This window comes from Sandaracinaceae bacterium (genome assembly GCA_016706685.1).
Taxonomy (GTDB): domain Bacteria; phylum Myxococcota_A; class Polyangia; order Polyangiales; family Houyiibacteriaceae; genus JADJJE01.
Genome location: JADJJE010000022.1, coordinates 63,185 through 80,219, shown reverse-complemented (window position 1 = coordinate 80,219; position 17,035 = coordinate 63,185). Strand labels below are relative to the sequence as shown.

Below are 17,035 nucleotides of genomic sequence, written 5' to 3'. Positions count from 1 at the left end.
CGTCCACTGCCTCACGCAGGGCAGAGCGACCATGAGCCTCAACGACCTCGTTCAGCGCAAGCTCGAGACGCTGCCCCCGCAGCCGGGCGTCTACGTCTTCTACGGCAAGCAGCGCGTGGTGCTCTACGTGGGCAAGGCGCGCTCGCTGCGAAGCCGCGTGCGGAGCTACTTCCAACCGGGCACGAGCGACGCCCGCGCGTTCGTGGCGCGCCTCGACCAAGAGCTCATCGACTTGGAGACCTTCGTCACGGGCAGCGAGAAGGAAGCCGCGCTGCTCGAGAACCAGCTCATCAAGGCGCACCAGCCGCGCTACAACGTGAAGCTGAAGGACGACAAGGACTTCTTGTCGCTGCGCATCAACCCGGCGGCGCCCTGGCCGCGCATCGACGTGGTGCGCCGTCCGCGCAAGGACGGCGCCTCGTACTACGGGCCCTACCACTCGGCCACGGCGGCGCGCCAGACGCTGCGCTTGGTGAACCGCCACTTTCAGCTGCGAACGTGCACGGACGCCGAGCTGGCGCGGCGCGTGCGCCCTTGCTTGCAGTATCAGATCAAGCGCTGCCCGGCCCCCTGCGTGCTCCCCGTGCCACGCGAGGCGTACCTCGAGCAGGTGCGCGACGTGGGCCTGTTCCTGTCGGGCCGCCACGACGAGCTGGTGAAGCACCTCGAGCGACGCATGGGCGAGGCGTCCCGCGCGCTCGACTTCGAGCAAGCCGCGGTGTTCCGCGACCAGCTGCGCGCCGTGTCGCGCGTGCAGGAAGAGCAGCGTGTCACCAGCGTGAGCGGCGTGGACCAGGACATCGTGGGGCTGCATCGCGTGGCCGACCAAGCGGAGGTGGCGCTGCTGCGCATCCGCGAGGGCAAGCTGGTGAACGTGCGCACCTTCGGGCTGCGCGACGTGTCCCTGCCGGACGACGAGCTCCTGGCCTCGTTCGTGAGCGAATTCTACTCCATGGACAGCGCGGAGTACCCCGATGAGCTGCTGCTGCCCGCGGCGGTCGAGGCCATGGACGGCCTCGCCGAGGTGCTCAGCGAGCGGCGCGGTTCGCGGGTGAAGGTGCTGCTCCCACAGCGCGGCCCGCGCGTGCGCCTGCTCGAGATGGCGCGCGAGAACGCCCAGCACGCGTTCACCGAGAAGCAGCGCGCCGACCAAGACGTGGAGCTGCGCCTCCTGGCCGTGCAGCAGAAGCTGCGGCTGCCCACGCTCCCGCGCCGCATCGAGTGCATCGACATCTCGCACAGCGGTGGCGAGGACACCGTGGCGGCCGTGGTGGCCTTGTTGGACGGGCAGCCCGACCGCGCCCGCTACCGCAGCTTTCACCTCCAGACCGTGAGCGGCGGCGACGACTACGGCGCCATCTACGAGGTGCTCTCGCGCCGCTTCAAGCGCGCGCTCACGGGCGACGAGGCCTGGGAGCTGCCCGACCTGTTGGTGGTGGACGGCGGCCGCGGGCAGCTGCGCATGGCGCTCGAGGCGCTGCGCGATCTCGGCATGGACGGGCTCCCGCTGGTGGGCCTCGCCAAGGAGAAGGAGAACGTGCGCGGCGACAAGCTGGTGGACCGCATCTATCTCCCCGAGCAGAAGAACCCCATCGCCATCCACAGCACGCCGGCGCTGCAGATGCTGGCGCTGGCGCGGGACGAGGCGCACCGCTCGAGTAACCGCATCCGCGAGCAGAAGGGCACGCAGCGCCGGCTGCAGAGCGAGCTCGACAGCATCCCGGGCGTGGGCGCCGGCACGCGCACCAAGCTGCTGCGCACGCTCGGCAGCGTGGACGCCGTGCTGCGCGCGAGCGAAGCCGAGCTGCTGGCGGCCGGCGCAAACCGTCGTCAGGTGGCATCCATCCAGGCGCATGCCGCAGCGGTGGAACGCGTGGCCCCGACCTCCGAGCTCGCGGAGCCCACGTCACCCAAGAGCGACCACGCCGGCGCGGCAGAGCCCACGCGTGTCTCGGAGCCCGGTCTCCTAGAGGATTCCCAGCTCCCGTAGCTGCGCCTCCGCCTGCGGCGCCCAGCCCCGGTTGGCCGCCGGGCTGGCCGGCGACGGATGAAGCAGCTGGCCCACGCGCACGTCGGTCCCGGCGAGCGCCCGCTCCGCCGACATGCGCGCCCACTGGCCCACACCCACCACCCACTCGGGCCGCAGCAGCGCCACCATCTGGGCGAGCGCGTCGTCGCACAGCGCTTCGAGCGGCGCCCGCTCCGCAGCCGGCAGCTTGTCGGGCGTCCGGTTGCGGCCGCTCTCCTCCATGAACAGGAGCGGGCAGTAGTTCACCACGAAGAACTCCTCGAAGAAGCGCTCCGCCGTGCCGAAGCGCTCGGCTGCCCAGCCCCAGAGGCGCGTGCCGCTGACCTCACTGCGCGTACACCCGAACCCGTCCACCATGCGCTTTGGGTGCGGGTTCGGGGGGCTGCCCACCTCGGCCGCCACGCCCAGCCAGTCGCGCGCGAAGCCCACGTCGCCAAAGGGCACGCCCGTCTGCCCCATGCCGAACGGGCCGGGATTCATGCCCACCAGCACCACCCGCTTCGGCCCACGCCCGTAAAGCCCCAGGTAGCGCTCGTGCGGTGCCCACGCATAGACCAGCGGGTTGTACACGTGCGCCACGGGCGCCCCGAACGTGAGCGTGTCCAGCTGCCCGGCGAGCTTCTTCGTGATCGACTTGAGCGTGGTCGGCATCCGTGGTCCTCTGTCGCGTTGTTACCACAGCCGAGGCCACGAGACAGACCGCATGCCCACCCTCTACTCGCACCCCATGAGCACCTACGCCCAGCGCGTCCACATCGCCCTCCTCGAGAAGGGCGTGACGTGGGACGTGAAGATCGTGGACATGGGCAAGAAGGAGCACCGCAGCCCGGAGTACCTGGCCATCAACCCCTATGGCCGTGTGCCCGCCCTGGTCGACGGCGCCCTCACGCTGGTGGAGTCGAGCGCCATCCTGGACTTCCTCGAGGCCAAGCACCCTTCCCCGCCCCTCCAACCGGCCAGCCCCGAGGGCCGCGCCGAGCTGCACATGCACATCAAGCTGTGTGACCTCCAGCTGGCGGGACACGTGGGCACCATCATCTTCCCGAAGCGCTTCATCCCCGAGGCGCGCTGGCAGCGCGAGCTCATGGCCAACGCCAGCAAGCAGGTGGCCAGGCACTTCGCCATCCTGGACACGCACCTCACGCACCGCACCTGGCTGGTGGACGAGCACTTCTCCATGGCGGACATCGCGTACGCACCGTTCCTGCAGTTCATCGGCATGCTGGACGTGGACGTCCCGGCGCACGTGGCCGCCTACGCCGAGCGGCTGAACGCACGTCCCTCGGTGCAGGCCACCCGCCCGGCCGACGCGCCCGCTTCGCCATGAGCACACCCCGCCACATCAAGGACGTCCTCCCGGACAGCGAGCGCAGCCAGCGCCTGTGGGCGAAAGACCGCCGGCAACAGCTCATCGACGTCACGGCCGCCATCATCGCTCGCGAGGGCGTGGACCGGGTGCGCATCCCGGAGGTGGCCACCGCGGCCGGCGTGACGCGGCCGGTGGTCTACAAGTTCTTCCCCAACCGGCAGGCGCTGCTCTCGGCGGTGCTGGAAGACTTCACGGACGCCCTGCGCGATGGGCTGCGCGAGCGCTTGGTAGCCACGCCGCCTGCGGGCCCCGACCGCAACGCCGACGACTTCCGCGCCACGGTGCGCACCTTCGTCGAGGTGGTGTTCGACCTCATCGACGAGAAGGGGGCCGGTGGCTGGTACCTCTTCGGCACCGTCGCGCCCTTCCCCGAGCTCGAGCAGACCATCGCCGAGGTGCGCGAGCGCATGGTCCGCCCTTGGCACCGCACCATCGCCGAGGTCACGGGCTGCCCGCCGGCCACCGCGGCGGTGCTCGCGCAGATGCTGGTGGCCATCTCGCGCGCCACGGTGCAGCACTGGATCGACGGCGCCATCGACCGCGCCGGCGCGCTGGACGCCCTCATGCGCGGCACCACGGCCATCATCGCCGAGTTCACGGTGCACGGCCCCGGCACCCGGAAGCCCTGACGACCTCTCAACGCAGGGTCAGGGCGAGAACCCCTCGGTCTGCCACATGCTGGCCACGCTGCCTGCGAAACGCGCCACTGCGGGCGTGATCTCCGTGTGGCGCACCGACAGGCGCTGCGCTTCGGCGCTCGGGAGCGCGCCCGTCCCCGCGAACACCACGAGGTCGAGGCGCTGTAGCGCGGGTTGGCAGTCCAGCATCACCAGCGCGTCGAGGCCTGCGGCGGACCGCCCGCTGAGCGCACCCGAGAAGCGCTCCCGTGGCCATCCCACGAAGCCGTCGAGCGAGCTCGCCCCGAGGCGCGTGAGCAGCACGTCGCGCGGGATCGACATCAGGTGGACTTCGCCGCCGAAGGCGCGGTTCAGCGCGCCCCGCACGGCGCCAGCACAGGCCGTGGCCGCCGCGTCGCTCCCGTCGTCGAGGCGCACGAAGAGCACCTCGAGGTCGCGCGCGCCTGCTCGCGCGGGCATGGGCACGAGCAGCGCCGTGGGCAGGACCAGCGCCCCGAGCAGCGCGACCAGCGCCGACAACCGGAGCACCAGGATGCGCGCGCGTGATGCGAGGTGACCGCAGCTCATGGCTGGCTCCCCTCGCCCAAGAGTGCAGCCAGCGCCGCGTGCGCGTCCGCAGGCAGGTCGCCCTGCGCCCACAGGCGCTCGCGCGCCGGCTCGCCGGCGATCACGCCGAAGGCCGTGACCCCCTGAGCGCGGCGGTCCACCGGCGCCGAGATCCGCAGGACCAACAACGCGCGCGCACTCCCACGTGCGGGTCCCAGCGCGAGCTGTGCGCGCCGTGCCGGGTCGGTCTCCGTCAGCCAGCCCTCGAGCATCGCAGCGCGGTCTCCCACGGGCGTGCGCTCGAGCGTGATGGACGCCCGTCGGAGCGCGCTGAGCAGCTGCTCCACGTACCGCTCCTCCGAGCGCAGCAGCTCGTGCGTGTGCAGCAGCACCAGCTGGGCCGGGCCAGTGGCTGGCACGACCTGCTCGGGAAGCGGAGCGGGGACGGGCGTCGGCATCGGTGTCGGGTCCTCGAACGGGAGCGTGACCGCGGTCGTCGGCTCCTCACCGCCATAGGGGTCTTCGACGGGTTCACCGCTGTTGGGCGCCTCCTCGCTCCCGTCCCCGCCGCACGCCAGCGTGCCCACCAGCAGCGACAGCACGGCCACGGAGACACAGCGAGGGGCTCGATGGTTCATCGCCGCCCAGTATACCCATGGGCCGGTGGTATGGTGCGCCCATGTCCGACACCATCTTCAGCAAGATCCTGCGGGGCGAGATCCCCTGCCACCGAGTCTACGAGGACGACCTCGTGCTCGCGTTCCTGGACATCGGCCCGCTCTCGAAGGGGCACACACTCGTCATCCCGAAGGAGCCGGCCGTGACCCTCGACGCGCTCTCGGACGAGTCTTCGGCCGCCATCGGTCGGGTGCTGCCGCGCCTGTGCCGTGCGCTCATCGCGGTCACGGGGGTGCGCGAGTACAACGTGCTGCAGAACAATGGCGCCGGCGCGCACCAGGCGGTGTTCCACGTGCACTTCCACATCATCCCGAAGCCGGATGGTGCGCAGGGGCTCGGCGTGAAGTGGCCCGCCGGCAGCTTGGGAGGCCCGGAGGGTGCTGCCCTCGCTTCGCTGGTGCGCACCGCGCTCGCGTCCGCATAGCCGCGGGGTGGGCCGCCCCGTCGCGCCGCTAGCGGATCCAGCCGTCGCGTCGGTACGCCTCGGCCGTCAGGCGTGCGCCCTCCTCGAAGCGCACGCGTGGCGTCCAGCCCAGCTCGGCTCGTGCGCGCGACGCATCGCACGTCTGGTGCGGCACGCGGATGTCCGCCACCTTGTCGCGGCTCAGCACCACGCTCTCGCGGCGCAGCCGCCCCCATGCCTCGTTCAGCGCGCCTGCGGCCACGACCGCAGCCGTGGGGATGGGGACCACGCGCACGCGGCGCCCCACCGCCGCGCCAATCAGCGAGGCGAACTCGCGGCGCCCATACGGCTCGCCGTCGGCCACGTAGTAGACACTCCCGCTCGGCACCGTGGCGGTCAGCGCGCGCACCAGCGCGTCGGCGCAGTCCGCGCCGTAGACCAGTGACAGGCTGCCGCTGGGCAGCACCATGGGCACCACGCCACGCGTGGCTGCAGCGAAGAGCGCCACCATGCGGGTGTCGCCCGGCCCATACACCGCTGGCGGCCGCACGATGACCGCGTGCAGGTGCTCCTGCTCGGCCAGCACGCGTCGCTCCGCTTCGAGCTTGCTGCGCCCGTAGTGCGACGCGGGTCGCGGCGGGTCGCTCTCCACGCGCGGGCGCTCACCGCCACCGCCCGCAGCCAGCGAAGAGACCAACACGAAGCGCGCGACGCCTGCGCGCTTCGCCGCCGCCACCAGCACGGCGGTGGTCTCCGTGTTGTCGCGGTAGACATCGGCGATGTGCAGCACTTTGCCGCCACCCGCAGCGTGCAGGACGGCATCGCACCCGCGCATGGCATCTGTGAGCGCTGCTTCGTCCAGCAGCGAGCCACGCCGCACCTCCACGTCGCCCAGCGCCCCCACGTCCGAAGACGCCCGCGCCCAGACCCGCACGTCGTGCCCCGCGCTGCGCAGGGCCGGCAGCAGGTGAGCGCCGAGGAACCCCGTGGCGCCTGTCAGGAAGACGCGCAGCTTACTGCTGGATGCCGCTCACCAGGCCGCCCACGAAGTAGACCTGGAAGCGGCTGTGGGAGTTGCGCCAGTACGACCACTGGTCGGCCTCGAGCGAAGGCGTCTGGTGCTCGGGCGGGTAGCCGATGGCCAGGATGACGCCTTGCTTGCTCATGCCCTGGAACACCTGGCCCTGCTGGATGCCCACGCGGTCTGCCTCGCTGAGCGCCGTCAGGTCCGGGCAGTTCGGCCCGAAGTAGCGGCTCATGTGCATGTCGATGGCGTCGCGCAGGTGGCGCGTGAACATGTAGCGGTACTGGCGTCCGGTCCCAGACACCGTGAAGCGCAGCTCCTGCTGGTTCACGCTGTCGATGTTGACCTGCGTGCAGACGGGGATCAGGCCGTCCTGTTGATAGTTCAGCGAGTACGCGAGACCGCGCCGCTCGTCGGGGTGCAGATTGGTCAGCGTGTAGACCATGGTGTCGCCCTCGATGACGTACGCCGTGGGGCTGCTGCAGCCGGAGAGCGCCCCGCCCAGCGCGCCGAGCGAGAGCAGCGCGAGCAGCGCGGACCAGGAGGAGAACACCGACCGAAGGGACGTGCGTGACGACATGGCCAGCGAGAATACCAGCCCGGCTCGCACGGCGCCACGGCGGGACTTCGTGGAGAATTGCCGTTCCGTTGCGTCCTTTACGGCTCCTTTGATACCCTCGCCGCCGTGCTGCCACCTCCCCTGCCCCATCAAATTCAACTGCTCCAACAGGTCCTCGACCGGGTGAACGTGCGGGCAGCCGACGGCGGCCTGCCTCCCATCGTGGTCTTCGGGCTGGACGGAACCCTGTTCGAGACGCGCCCGCGCACGCTGCAGATCCTGTTCGAGTTCGCCGACAGCGTAGAGAACGAAGCACCTGCCGTGGCGGCCTCCCTACGTCGCCTCGAACACGGCATGATCCGCCGGCTGCTGCGCGACACGCTGCGCGAAGTGGGTGTGGTGCAGCCCCTCACCGTCCGGGACATCACCAACTTCTGGTACACACGCTTCCACGACTCGGCCTACTTGGTGCACGACACCCCCGAGCCAGGCGCCGCCGAGTTCGCCTCGCAGGTGCACCGCGCCGGTGGTGGCGTGGTCTACCTGAGCGCACGCGACATCCCCAGCATGCTGATCGGCAGCGTGGTGGCGCTGCGCGACCATGGCTTCCCCATCGCCGAGCCCGGTGTGCAGCTTGCCTTCAAGCCGGACGCCACCCTGTCGGACGAGGCGCACAAGCGCGAGATGCTGCCCGAGCTGGCACGTGGCGGCGAGGTCGTGGCGGTGTTCGACTCGGACCCCGCCGTGTGCGCGATGGCTTACGGATACTTCCCGGATGCGCTGGTCGGGCTGATGGACACGTGGGAGCTCGAGCCCCCTCCCCCGGAGTCCGGCCTGTCGCACGTGCGCGACTTTCGCCTCGGCAGCTGAAGTCTCTGGAATCCATGGGGAATGGGGCCGTCGTTGCATCCCTCTGAGGGGCACCCTATGATGGTCGACGCTCATGCTGAAGCCCGCGCCACAGGAACGCATCACGCTCGTCGAGGCGGCTCGGCGAGTGGCGCAGACCCGGCGTGCCTGCGGCATCCTGGTGGTGGAGAGCGACCCGGACCAACAGGCCCGTGCGGCGCGCATGCTGACCCTCGAGGGGCACCGCGTGGTGGGCAGCGGCTCCGGCGAAGGCGCGCTCGCGCTGCTCTCGCAGTGGCAGGTGGACCTGGTGCTGGTGAGCGAGCGCTTGCCCGGCATGGACGGCATCGAGCTGGCGCAGGAGATCGCGGAGCTCATGCCCGAGGTGCCCGTCGTGCTGGTGGTGGAAGCGGGCGCCAAGGAGCACCCTGCCGCTTCGCTGGTGGGCGCCGTCGCGTGTCTCACCAAGCCGTTTCGCTTGGAGGCCGTGCGCGAGCTCTTGCGCAGCCTGGACCTGCAGCCCAGCGTGGCGGTCGCGCCAGCCGAGTGAGCCCCACCCCGGTCCAACCCAAACCGAGCGATCAGGTGGAAGTTCACACCCTCGCTGCGCGTTGCTGGACAACCGTGCCCGCGCCCAACGCGTCCGTCACCACCCTGGAGCCCACGAGATGACGCCGAGACCCACTGGTCGGCCGAGCACACCGCGCCCGCGCGCCCACGCGACCCACGGGGAAGCCCGCCGGCGTCCCGTGTTCCTCGCCGCGCTGGCCACGGCCCTGGCCGCCGTCGCCGCCACCGTCGGCGTGGCACAGTCGGGTCCGCGCACCATCGGCGTGGACGAAATCCGCCCCGGCATGCGTGGCTACGGCCTCAGCGTGCTGACCGGCACCGAGCCCGAGCGCTTCGACGTGGAGGTCATCGACGTCCTGCACAACTTCCGGCCCGACCAGGACCTGATCCTGGTGCGCACCCCGCACCCCTTGCTCAACCGCGCGCGCGCCGTGGGTGGCATGAGCGGCAGCCCGGTGTACCTCGACGGTCGCCTGGCGGGTGCCTACGCCTACGGGTGGCCGCACGGCACCGACCCGGTCATCGGCGTCACGCCCATCGCCAACATGCTCGCCGAGCTGCACCGCCCCATTCGGCCCAGCAGCTTCCCTGGCGCAGAGCTGTTCCCCACCTCGCCAGGCGCGCCTCGCGGAGCCAGCCGGCCGGCGGCTGCAGCACAGCGCCGCACCGCCGCGCTGCCGCCCACGGACGTGGACGCGTTCGCGGGCGTGCGGGCCGACGTGGCCCGCCTCGCGCAGGCGCGCTCCACGGGCCCGGTCGGCCTAGTGCCGGCGCAGACCCCGCTCATGCTGGGCGGCTTCACCGACGACGTGGCGCAGATGCTCTCGCGTGAGCTCTCGGGCCTGGGCCTCGACCCGGTGCAGACCGGCGGCGCAGGGCGCCCTGCCCCCGACGCCAACGCGCGCTACGTGGACGGAGGCTCCATCGGCGTGCAGCTGGTGCGCGGCGACATGGCCACCACGGGCATCGGGACCGTCACCCACGTGGGCGGCGAGCGCGTCATCGCCTTCGGCCACCCCATGATGAACGGCGGCGAGACCGGGCTGCCCACCACCACGGCGCGCGTGCTGCACGTGCTCATCAGCGACCAGCGCTCGTTCAAGATCGCCGAGGCGCTCGCGCCGCTGGGCGCGCTCATCCACGACCGCCAGAGCGCCATCGTCATCGACACGCGCATCCGCGCCGCCACCATCCCCATGCGCGTGCGCCTGCACGGCGTGGAGGGCGCCCCGCGCACCGAGTGGAACCTCGAGGTGGCCCACCACCGCGCGATGTCCCCCATGCTGGCGTACGCGAGCCTGATCAACGCGCTCCACGCTTCGGCGGCCGACGCGACCGACGTGGTGTTCCGCGCCCGCACGCAGGTGCGCCTCGAGGGCCATCAGCCCATCGTGTTCGAGGAGCGCGGCTACATGGACGCGGGCCCGGCCGAGGCCGGCGCCCTCGCGCAGATGCGCATGTTCGCCGTCATGATGGCGGCCTTCGACAACCCCTTCGGCCCCGCGCGCGTCACCGGCATCGAGGTGGACCTCGAGATCGAGTACCGCCGCGACGTGCTGCAGATGATCGCCGCCACCACCACCGAGGACGAGGTCGAGCCGGGCGCGCTGGTGCCCGTCTACCTGCAGGTGCGCCGCTGGGGCGAGCCCGACACCACGCGCGTGGTGCAGGTGCGCATCCCGCGCCACGTGGCCGGGGAGACGCTGCAGATCACCATCGCCCCCGGCCCCACGCAGACCCGTGAGCACGGCCGGCCCAGCGACCTCGCCGAGTACCTGGCGGACCTCGGCGACCGTTACCCGGCCACCTCACTGGTAGCCGCCATCGCGCTTCCCACGCGCGGTCTGCGCTTCGACGGTCACGCCGTGAGCGGCCTGCCCCCGTCGGCGCTGGACGCGCTGCAGCCCGTCACCGGAGCCCTCGTCTCCGCCCCCTTCGAGACCCGCGTGCGTCAAGAGCTCCCCATGGGAGACGTCGTCTTCGGCAGCGCCCGCCTCACCCTCCGCGTCCGTCAGCCGAGAGCCACCCCATGACCACGCCTCGCCATCGCCTCGTTGCCCTTCGCTCGCCGCGCGCCCGTCGCGCGCTCTCCATCCTGCTCGGCTGCGCGCTCGGCGTGCCGGCGCTCACGCTGCTGGCCAGCACCGCCTGGACCTCACGCGCCGCCGCGGTGGGGACGCGCAGCTTCCAAGTGGACTCCGCCGCCACGTTCACGGCCGGTGAGCTGGCCGGCACCACCGTGCTCTCCCACGGCAGCCTGGCCGTGGGCCGCGAGGTGCGCCGCATCGCGGTCGAGAACACGCCCCTGGTCTACAGCATGGTGCGCGCGCCCGACGGCAGCGTGTTCCTCGGCACGGGCAACGAGGGCCGCATCTTGCGCCTGCGCGGCGATCGCATCGAAGAGGTGGCGGTCACGGGGCAGCTCCTGGTGGCCTCGCTGGCCCTCGACACGGACGGCACGCTCTACGCGGGCACGCTCCCGGAAGGGCGCGTGTTCGTCGTGCCGCCCGGCGGCGCCATCCGCGAGCTGGTGCAGCTCCCCGAGACCGAGCACGTGTGGGCGCTGGTGGTGCACGGCACGTCGCTCTTGGCGGCCACGGGCCCCAACGGTCGCGTCTACAGCATCGACCGCAGCGGCCACGCCGAGGTCTACTACCAGAGCCGCGCGGGCCACGTCATGAGCCTCGCCCGCGACGCGGACGGCAGCGTCTACGCGGGCACCAGCGACGACGCGCTGCTGCTGAAGCTGCTGGGCCCTGGGCGCGCCGAGGTGGTCTACGACTTCCCAGGCAACGAGGTCACGGCCATCGCCGCGCGCAACGGCGTGCTGGCCGTGGCGGCCAACGAGTTCCCCGCGCCGCCCCGGGTGGGCGCCGCCGTGGAGGGCATCCCCAGCCGGCCCGCCACGGGCAAGGGCCGCCTCTTCGTGGTGAACGCCGACGGCCGCACGGAGCGCGTGTTCGCGCACGACGACGGCCACTTCACCTCGGTGCAGCTCGACACCGACGGCACCATCTACGCGGGCGCGGGCAAGGAGGGGCGCGTCTTCCGCGTGGCTCCCGATCGCACGCACGCCATCCTCGTCGACGTGGAAGAGCGGCAGGTGCTCGCCATCGACATGCTGGGCAGCGAGCCCGTCATCGCCACCGGCGACAGCGGCGCCGTCTACCGCCTGACCGATCGCCCTGCTGCGGCTCCACTCTGGACCAGCGCGGTGCAGGACGCGTCGTTCAACGCGCGCTTCGGTCAGCTGGACTGGCGCGGCCAAGGCGCGGTGCGCATGCTCACCCGCACCGGCAACAGCGCCACGCCCGACGAGACCTGGAGCGCGTGGTCGGCGCCCATCACGGCGCCCGGCCCGGTGCGCAGCCCGGGAGCGCGCTACATCCAGGTGCGCGCGGAGCTCACCAGCCCCACCAGCACCGTGCACGCCATCGTGCTGCACTACCTGCAGCAGAACCAGCGCGCGGCCGTGCTGGCCGTGGGCCTCAAGGCGCGCCCCGCCGGTCGCACCGCCAGCTCGCGCTACGAGCTCGAGTGGCAGATGGACAACCCGGACGGCGACGCGCTCCGCTATCGGCTGCGCTTCCGCGCCGAGAACCAGACGGTGTGGCGTGACATGCTGCGCGACAGCGTGGTGCACACCGAGCCGAACTACGCGTGGGAGACGGCGTCGCTGCCCGACGGCTACTACATCGTCGAGGTCGAGGCGTCGGACGAGTCCGCCAACCCGCGGGCGCTGCAGCTCACGTCGCGCGCCGTGTCGGAGCCCATTCGCATCGACAACCACGCGCCCGTCATCGAGGGCCTCGCACTAGAGGGCGCTCGCGTCTCCGGTCGCGCGGTGGACACGCTGGGCCCCATCGCACGGCTCGAGCTGGCCATCGACGGGGGTGAGTTCCATGACGTCTTCCCCGTGGACCACCTGCTCGACACCGCGGTGGAGCGCTTCGAAGTGGAGCTCGAGGAGCTGGCGCCCGGCCCACACGTGGTGGCGGTGCGGGCCACCGACGCGAGCGGCAACAGCGTGACCGCCGAGGTCGAGCACAGCCCCAGTCCACGCCGCTGAGCGGTCATCGCCGCAGCGCCGAGACAATTCGGCGCGGCGGCCTCGACGTCACGCGCGCCCTTCGGCATGCTGTGAACACCTGAGGGGAGCGCGCCAACCCGGCGCCTCGACGTGCGCGCGGCGCGGTCTCCCACTCGGATGCCAGGTCGTGTGCACCCCTCGAGCGCATGGGCCGGGGCGGGTCCCCTCGTGTCGTTTCACTGCACGAACCACGGAGAGACCCATGACCCTCAACCCCTTCCTCTGTTCCCGAGCCCCCATGGCCACGCTCGCGCTGCTGTGCATCGTCAGCGGTTGCGATGGCACCGTCGAGCCTTCCCCACGCGATCAAGGAAACATCGTCATCATCGACCCACCTCCCATCTGCGTACCGACCGGGACCACCACCCGCTACCGCGTCACCACCCTCCACATCCCCACCCCCGACGAGGCGACCGCCAACGCGGTGGTCGGTCACAACGTGGACGGGGTCGGGGACACCTGCGGCGTGCCCGACTACGACGGTGGCGTGGACAACTCCCTGATCGACCTCGCGGCGGCCCTCCCTGCGCTGGCGCCCGATGATCCCATCGACCTCCAGACCGAGATCGACAACGCCCTGAGCTGCGCGGCCGACGCCGACCCCGCCGAGTGCACCCGCCTCGATCTGATCGTGAGTGTCCAGACCGGCAGCGGCTGTGTGGTGGTCAACGTCCTCGATGGTGACGATGAGGTCTTGGCAGGTCCGTTCACCGGCACGCTCGGCTCCGACGGCACCGTACGCGGTCGCGTCTCGGCGCTGGCCCTCGCGATCCCCTACCAGGGTGACGGGGGCTCGGTGAACATCAACCTCGAGGTCACCAACGTCATCCTCACCGCCAACCTCGATGCGACCAGCCTGAGCGACATCGTGCTCGGTGGGAGCCTCGAGCGCGCCGCATTCGAGGCCACCATCATGGATCTCCTCCAGCTGCTCGGTGACGGCATCGCGTTCGAGGACATCCAGGCGATCCTCGAGAACCTCTACGACGTCCAAATCGGAGGCACGTGCTCCGCCCTCTCGGTGGGGCTCACCGGCTCCGCAACCCTTGCTGCAGCGCCCTGAACGCGCTCACCACGAAGTAGTGGACGATAGCGAAATCGTCAGGCATCCTACTGTGCGACTCGGGGCCTCACACCCCTTGCTTCCGCCAAAACCACCGTGTTACCAAGTTACGCCGCCCGCACCCGCTGGCGGTGGCATATCCCTCCGCTGCCTTGGGCAAGAGGGTCCGAAGGAGAAATTAGGATGGATCTGAAGAAACTAGCTTTTAGCCTTACCTTGAGCGCGTCCATGTTTGCCGGCTGCGGCGACGACAGCGGCACCACCACCACCAGCACGACCACCACGACCCAGGTGATCACCGAGGACTTCGGCGTCTGCACCCCCACGGGCGATCCCATCCTCTACCGCCTGAACGCCCTCAACATCCCCACGCCGGAACAGGCCATGGATGGCGATGTCGTCGGTCACAACGTGGACCGCGTCGGTGACACCTGCGGCGTTCCCGACTACGACGGCGGCGTGGACAACTCGCTCATCGACCTGGCGGCGGCCCTTCCGGCCCTCGCGCCGATGGATCCCGTCGACCTCCAGGAGGAGATCGACAACGGCCTCAACTGCGCCGTCGGCGACACCACCTGCACCCGCATCGACCTGATCGTCAGCATCACCACCGGCGCCAACTGCGTCATCGTGGAAGTCGAAGACGGCGAGGGCGAGACCCTTGCTGGTCCGTTCAACGGCAGCCTCGACGGCAGCGGCAACATGCGCGGCGTGGTCTCGTCGCTCAACCTCTCGATCCCCTACGGCACCGACACGGGCACGGTCGACATCGACCTGGCCGTCACCAACGTGATCATCACCGGTAACCGCACCGACACCGCGCTCACCAACGTCGTCATCGGCGGCGCGCTCGTCCAGACCGCGTTCGAGACCACCATCATGCAGCTGCTTCCGCAGCTCGGCGGCGACGTCACCTTCGACGACATCGGACCGATCCTCGAGAACCTGTACGACGTGCAGGTCAATGGCGCGTGTGCGGCCCTCTCGGTCGGCCTCACGGCCACCGGCGTGCTCCACACCCCCGCCGCGCTCTGAGAGCAACGGCTCCCTGACATCAGCGGGATCGGCGGAAACGCCGGTCCCGTTTTTGTTTGTGTTGCGCTTGCGCCAACCGCCAACCTTCGCGACCATCGGCCCGTGACTTCCACTGGCGCTTCGCGCACTCCGCGCGCCATACCCTTCGGCAAGTACCTCCTCCTCGAGCGGTTGCACGTGGGGAGCGCCACCGAGGTGTTTCTTGCGAAGACCTTCGGCGTCGAGGGGTTCCAGAAGTTCGTCGCGCTCAAGCGCATGCGGGGACACTTGGCGCACGACGCGGCCGCCACGCAGCGCTTCATCGACGAAGCCAAGCTGCTCGGCGCCTTGGGTCACGCCCACATCACTCCCATCTACGAGCTGGGGAAGGTGGGGCCCACGCACTACACCGTGATGGAGCACGTGTGGGGCCAGAGCCTGAAGACCATCATCGAGCGGCGTGCGGGGCGGCGCGAGGCGCCCGTGGGCATGGCGGCGTTCGTGGGGGCCCGGCTGTGTGATGCGCTGCACTACGCCCACACTCGGCGCACGGACGGGGTGGCGGCGCCCGTCTACCACGGCAACCTCGAGCCCAGCAACGTCCTCGTCAGCTACGAAGGCACCATCAAGCTCATCGACTTTGCGCTTCCGGGTGCGGCTGGCGACGATGCCGACGCACTCCTCGATGGACGCTTTGCCTACCGGAGCCCAGAGCAGCTCGCGGGCTCTCCGCTCGACCCTCGCAGTGAGGTGTTCTCCGTGGGAGCGTGCGTCTATGAGCTGCTGACGGGGCGGCGGCCCGATGACGAGGGGCGCGCGCGCCCTGCCCCCGCGGGCAGCGAGGCCGAGAAGTCGCTGCTGGCGCTGCTCACGCGCTGCATGGCGCGCGACCGCCGCACGCGCCCAGAGTCCACCGCCGAGCTCCAGGCGGAGTTCTTGCGCTCCCTGAGCATCGGTGGCCAGCCGTTCACCACCTCACGCGCAGCTGAGTGGATGCGCGCCGAGTTCGACGAGACCCTCGAGCGGAGCAAGCGGCGCCTCAACCTGTATGCGGCGCTGCGCAGCCCCGAGGACATCGACTCCATTCGCCCGCCAGCGTCCATGGAGGATGACCCGTTCGCCAACGAGCCCACGGTCATCACCGAGCCCGCGTTCGAAGAAGAGGCCGCGGGCGCTTGGGACGACGCGCCCACACAGATCTACTTCTCGTCCGATGCGCTCAGCTCCTCCGAGCGCCCGTCGTTCGCCATCACGTCCACGCTCTCGAGCTCGGTGAAGCTCGCACCCAATGCGCTCACTCCCGAACCGGAGGAGCAGCGCCGTGAGCGCAAGCGTCGCCGGGACAGCGCCAAGAAGACCCAAGACGCCACCGGCCCCAACCCCATCGTCCCGCGTGACGAGGCCGCTCCCCCTGCGGCTGGTGTGTCCACCGTCTGGTACATCGCCGGCGCCTTTGCGCTCATCGTGATTGCCCTGGTGGGGTGGTTTGCCACGCAGCAGAGCGGCGAGGGCCAGATCGAGATTCGCGAACGAGAGGGCCGCCCCGCCGAGGCGTGGGTCGACGGAGTGATGCGGGGGCAGACCCCGCTGCGGCTCGAGCACGTGGGCATCGGCACCCGCCGCGTGGAGCTTCGCTCCGAGGGCCTCGAGCCGGTAGCATCGGACATCTTGGTGCGCCCCAACGTCACGGCCTTGGTGGAGCTGAGCGTGGTCCCACGCGAGCAGCCCGACCCCAATCGCCCGGGAGTGCTCATCCTCACGACGGTCCCTTGGGCGCACGTGCACCTCGATGGGCGGCCTACGGGCCGACGCACACCCATTCCAGACCTGCAGGTCTCGCCGGGCCGCCACCTGCTGCGCCTCGTAGCCGACGACGGGCGCTCCATCGAAGAGGAGATCTTCGTCCGCCCGGGCGAGTCCCTGCGCATCGTCCGCCGCTTCGAGCCGTAGCCGGCTGGAGCAGCTCACGCGCCTAGCGAGGCGCTTAAAAAGGCGAAGCCCCCCGCAGTTAAGCGAGGGGCTTCGATAAATCCGGCGGCGTCCTACTCTCCCACAGCGCTTCCGCTGCAGTACCATTGGCTCTGAAAGGCTTGACTACCGAGTTCGGGATGGGATCGGGTATGACCCTTTCGACATCGCCACCGAAACAAATGGAGAGCAACAGCTCTGGAAGGTTGATTAGACGTATCCAGGTTGGGTGGTC

The 17,035-nt window shown here is 70.6% G+C and carries 16 protein-coding genes and 1 rRNA gene; 11 read left to right on the top strand and 6 right to left on the bottom strand.

Annotated elements, in window-relative coordinates:
- Nucleotides 1-31: 31 nt before the first annotated feature.
- A complete protein-coding gene (gene uvrC / locus IPI43_24230) occupies nucleotides 32-1,990 on the top strand; it encodes an excinuclease ABC subunit UvrC (protein ID MBK7777193.1) in 1,959 nt (652 codons plus the stop codon).
- On the opposite strand, the gene IPI43_24225 is transcribed toward uvrC, so the two are convergent.
- A complete protein-coding gene (locus IPI43_24225) occupies nucleotides 1,967-2,680 on the bottom strand; it encodes a single-stranded DNA-binding protein (protein MBK7777192.1) in 714 nt (237 codons plus the stop codon). The genes uvrC and IPI43_24225 overlap by 24 nt on opposite strands.
- Before the next feature lie 52 nt (nucleotides 2,681-2,732).
- Here IPI43_24225 and IPI43_24220 point away from each other — a divergent pair, with 52 nt between their 5' ends.
- Both IPI43_24220 and IPI43_24215 read left to right on the top strand, forming a co-directional pair.
- Complete coding sequence (locus IPI43_24220) at nucleotides 2,733-3,356, top strand: glutathione S-transferase family protein (protein ID MBK7777191.1); 624 nt, start codon at nucleotides 2,733-2,735, stop codon at nucleotides 3,354-3,356.
- The gene (locus IPI43_24215; GenBank protein ID MBK7777190.1) at nucleotides 3,353-4,027 is read left to right on the top strand and encodes a TetR/AcrR family transcriptional regulator; all 675 of its coding nucleotides are present in this window, start codon (nucleotides 3,353-3,355) and stop codon (nucleotides 4,025-4,027) included. Before IPI43_24220 ends, IPI43_24215 begins: the two co-directional genes overlap by 4 nt.
- 18 nt (nucleotides 4,028-4,045) lie before the next feature.
- Here IPI43_24215 and IPI43_24210 read toward each other — a convergent pair whose 3' ends face one another.
- Entirely contained in the window at nucleotides 4,046-4,603 is a 558-nt protein-coding gene (locus tag IPI43_24210) for a hypothetical protein (protein ID MBK7777189.1), read from the bottom strand.
- Complete coding sequence (locus IPI43_24205) at nucleotides 4,600-5,220, bottom strand: hypothetical protein (protein MBK7777188.1); 621 nt, start codon at nucleotides 5,218-5,220, stop codon at nucleotides 4,600-4,602. Before IPI43_24205 ends, IPI43_24210 begins: the two co-directional genes overlap by 4 nt.
- A 41-nt stretch (nucleotides 5,221-5,261) precedes the next feature.
- Between IPI43_24205 and IPI43_24200 the strand changes: the two genes are divergently transcribed.
- Nucleotides 5,262-5,684, top strand: a complete 423-nt coding sequence (locus IPI43_24200) for an HIT family protein (protein MBK7777187.1) — start codon at nucleotides 5,262-5,264, stop codon at nucleotides 5,682-5,684.
- A gap of 28 nt (nucleotides 5,685-5,712) precedes the next feature.
- Here the strand turns inward: IPI43_24200 and IPI43_24195 are convergent, their stop codons facing one another.
- Together IPI43_24195 and IPI43_24190 are read right to left on the bottom strand one after the other, a co-directional pair.
- On the bottom strand, nucleotides 5,713-6,675 hold the full coding sequence (locus IPI43_24195; protein MBK7777186.1) for an NAD-dependent epimerase/dehydratase family protein: 963 nt from the start codon (nucleotides 6,673-6,675) through the stop codon (nucleotides 5,713-5,715).
- Nucleotide 6,676: 1 nt separating this feature from the next.
- On the bottom strand, nucleotides 6,677-7,267 hold the full coding sequence (locus tag IPI43_24190; GenBank protein ID MBK7777185.1) for a hypothetical protein: 591 nt from the start codon (nucleotides 7,265-7,267) through the stop codon (nucleotides 6,677-6,679).
- A gap of 105 nt (nucleotides 7,268-7,372) precedes the next feature.
- On the opposite strand from IPI43_24190, the gene IPI43_24185 reads away from it, so the two are divergent.
- From IPI43_24185 to IPI43_24155, 7 genes are all read left to right on the top strand, one after another.
- A complete protein-coding gene (locus IPI43_24185; GenBank protein ID MBK7777184.1) occupies nucleotides 7,373-8,116 on the top strand; it encodes an HAD family hydrolase in 744 nt (247 codons plus the stop codon).
- A gap of 73 nt (nucleotides 8,117-8,189) precedes the next feature.
- Nucleotides 8,190-8,645: a response regulator gene (locus tag IPI43_24180; protein ID MBK7777183.1), complete on the top strand. Its 456-nt coding sequence runs from the start codon at nucleotides 8,190-8,192 to the stop codon at nucleotides 8,643-8,645.
- A gap of 199 nt (nucleotides 8,646-8,844) precedes the next feature.
- On the top strand, nucleotides 8,845-10,698 hold the full coding sequence (locus IPI43_24175) for a hypothetical protein (protein ID MBK7777182.1): 1,854 nt from the start codon (nucleotides 8,845-8,847) through the stop codon (nucleotides 10,696-10,698).
- Nucleotides 10,695-12,734, top strand: a complete 2,040-nt coding sequence (locus IPI43_24170) for a hypothetical protein (GenBank protein MBK7777181.1) — start codon at nucleotides 10,695-10,697, stop codon at nucleotides 12,732-12,734. The genes IPI43_24175 and IPI43_24170 overlap by 4 nt, the downstream gene beginning before the upstream one ends.
- A gap of 223 nt (nucleotides 12,735-12,957) precedes the next feature.
- Nucleotides 12,958-13,818 (top strand): hypothetical protein, encoded by an 861-nt coding sequence (locus IPI43_24165; protein MBK7777180.1) that lies wholly within the window; start codon nucleotides 12,958-12,960, stop codon nucleotides 13,816-13,818.
- 216 nt (nucleotides 13,819-14,034) lie between these two features.
- Entirely contained in the window at nucleotides 14,035-14,853 is an 819-nt protein-coding gene (locus tag IPI43_24160) for a hypothetical protein (GenBank protein ID MBK7777179.1), read from the top strand.
- Between the two features lie 102 nt (nucleotides 14,854-14,955).
- Nucleotides 14,956-16,782 (top strand): serine/threonine protein kinase, encoded by a 1,827-nt coding sequence (locus IPI43_24155; protein MBK7777178.1) that lies wholly within the window; start codon nucleotides 14,956-14,958, stop codon nucleotides 16,780-16,782.
- Nucleotides 16,783-16,861: 79 nt separating this feature from the next.
- Here IPI43_24155 and rrf read toward each other — a convergent pair.
- A 5S ribosomal RNA gene (gene rrf / locus IPI43_24150) occupies nucleotides 16,862-16,978 on the bottom strand.
- Between the last annotated feature and the right edge of the window lie 57 nt (nucleotides 16,979-17,035).

What these genes read in the sequence shown, in the direction of transcription:
- uvrC (MBK7777193.1), top strand. Translation starts at nt 32, where the DNA reads ATGAGCCTCAACGACCTCGTTCAGCGCAAGCTCGAGACGCTGCCCCCG.
- IPI43_24225 (MBK7777192.1), bottom strand. Translation starts at nt 2,680, where the DNA reads ATGCCGACCACGCTCAAGTCGATCACGAAGAAGCTCGCCGGGCAGCTG.
- IPI43_24220 (MBK7777191.1), top strand. Translation starts at nt 2,733, where the DNA reads ATGCCCACCCTCTACTCGCACCCCATGAGCACCTACGCCCAGCGCGTC.
- IPI43_24215 (MBK7777190.1), top strand. Translation starts at nt 3,353, where the DNA reads ATGAGCACACCCCGCCACATCAAGGACGTCCTCCCGGACAGCGAGCGC.
- IPI43_24210 (MBK7777189.1), bottom strand. Translation starts at nt 4,603, where the DNA reads ATGAGCTGCGGTCACCTCGCATCACGCGCGCGCATCCTGGTGCTCCGG.
- IPI43_24205 (MBK7777188.1), bottom strand. Translation starts at nt 5,220, where the DNA reads ATGAACCATCGAGCCCCTCGCTGTGTCTCCGTGGCCGTGCTGTCGCTG.
- IPI43_24200 (MBK7777187.1), top strand. Translation starts at nt 5,262, where the DNA reads ATGTCCGACACCATCTTCAGCAAGATCCTGCGGGGCGAGATCCCCTGC.
- IPI43_24190 (MBK7777185.1), bottom strand. Translation starts at nt 7,267, where the DNA reads ATGTCGTCACGCACGTCCCTTCGGTCGGTGTTCTCCTCCTGGTCCGCG.
- IPI43_24180 (MBK7777183.1), top strand. Translation starts at nt 8,190, where the DNA reads ATGCTGAAGCCCGCGCCACAGGAACGCATCACGCTCGTCGAGGCGGCT.
- IPI43_24170 (MBK7777181.1), top strand. Translation starts at nt 10,695, where the DNA reads ATGACCACGCCTCGCCATCGCCTCGTTGCCCTTCGCTCGCCGCGCGCC.
- IPI43_24165 (MBK7777180.1), top strand. Translation starts at nt 12,958, where the DNA reads ATGACCCTCAACCCCTTCCTCTGTTCCCGAGCCCCCATGGCCACGCTC.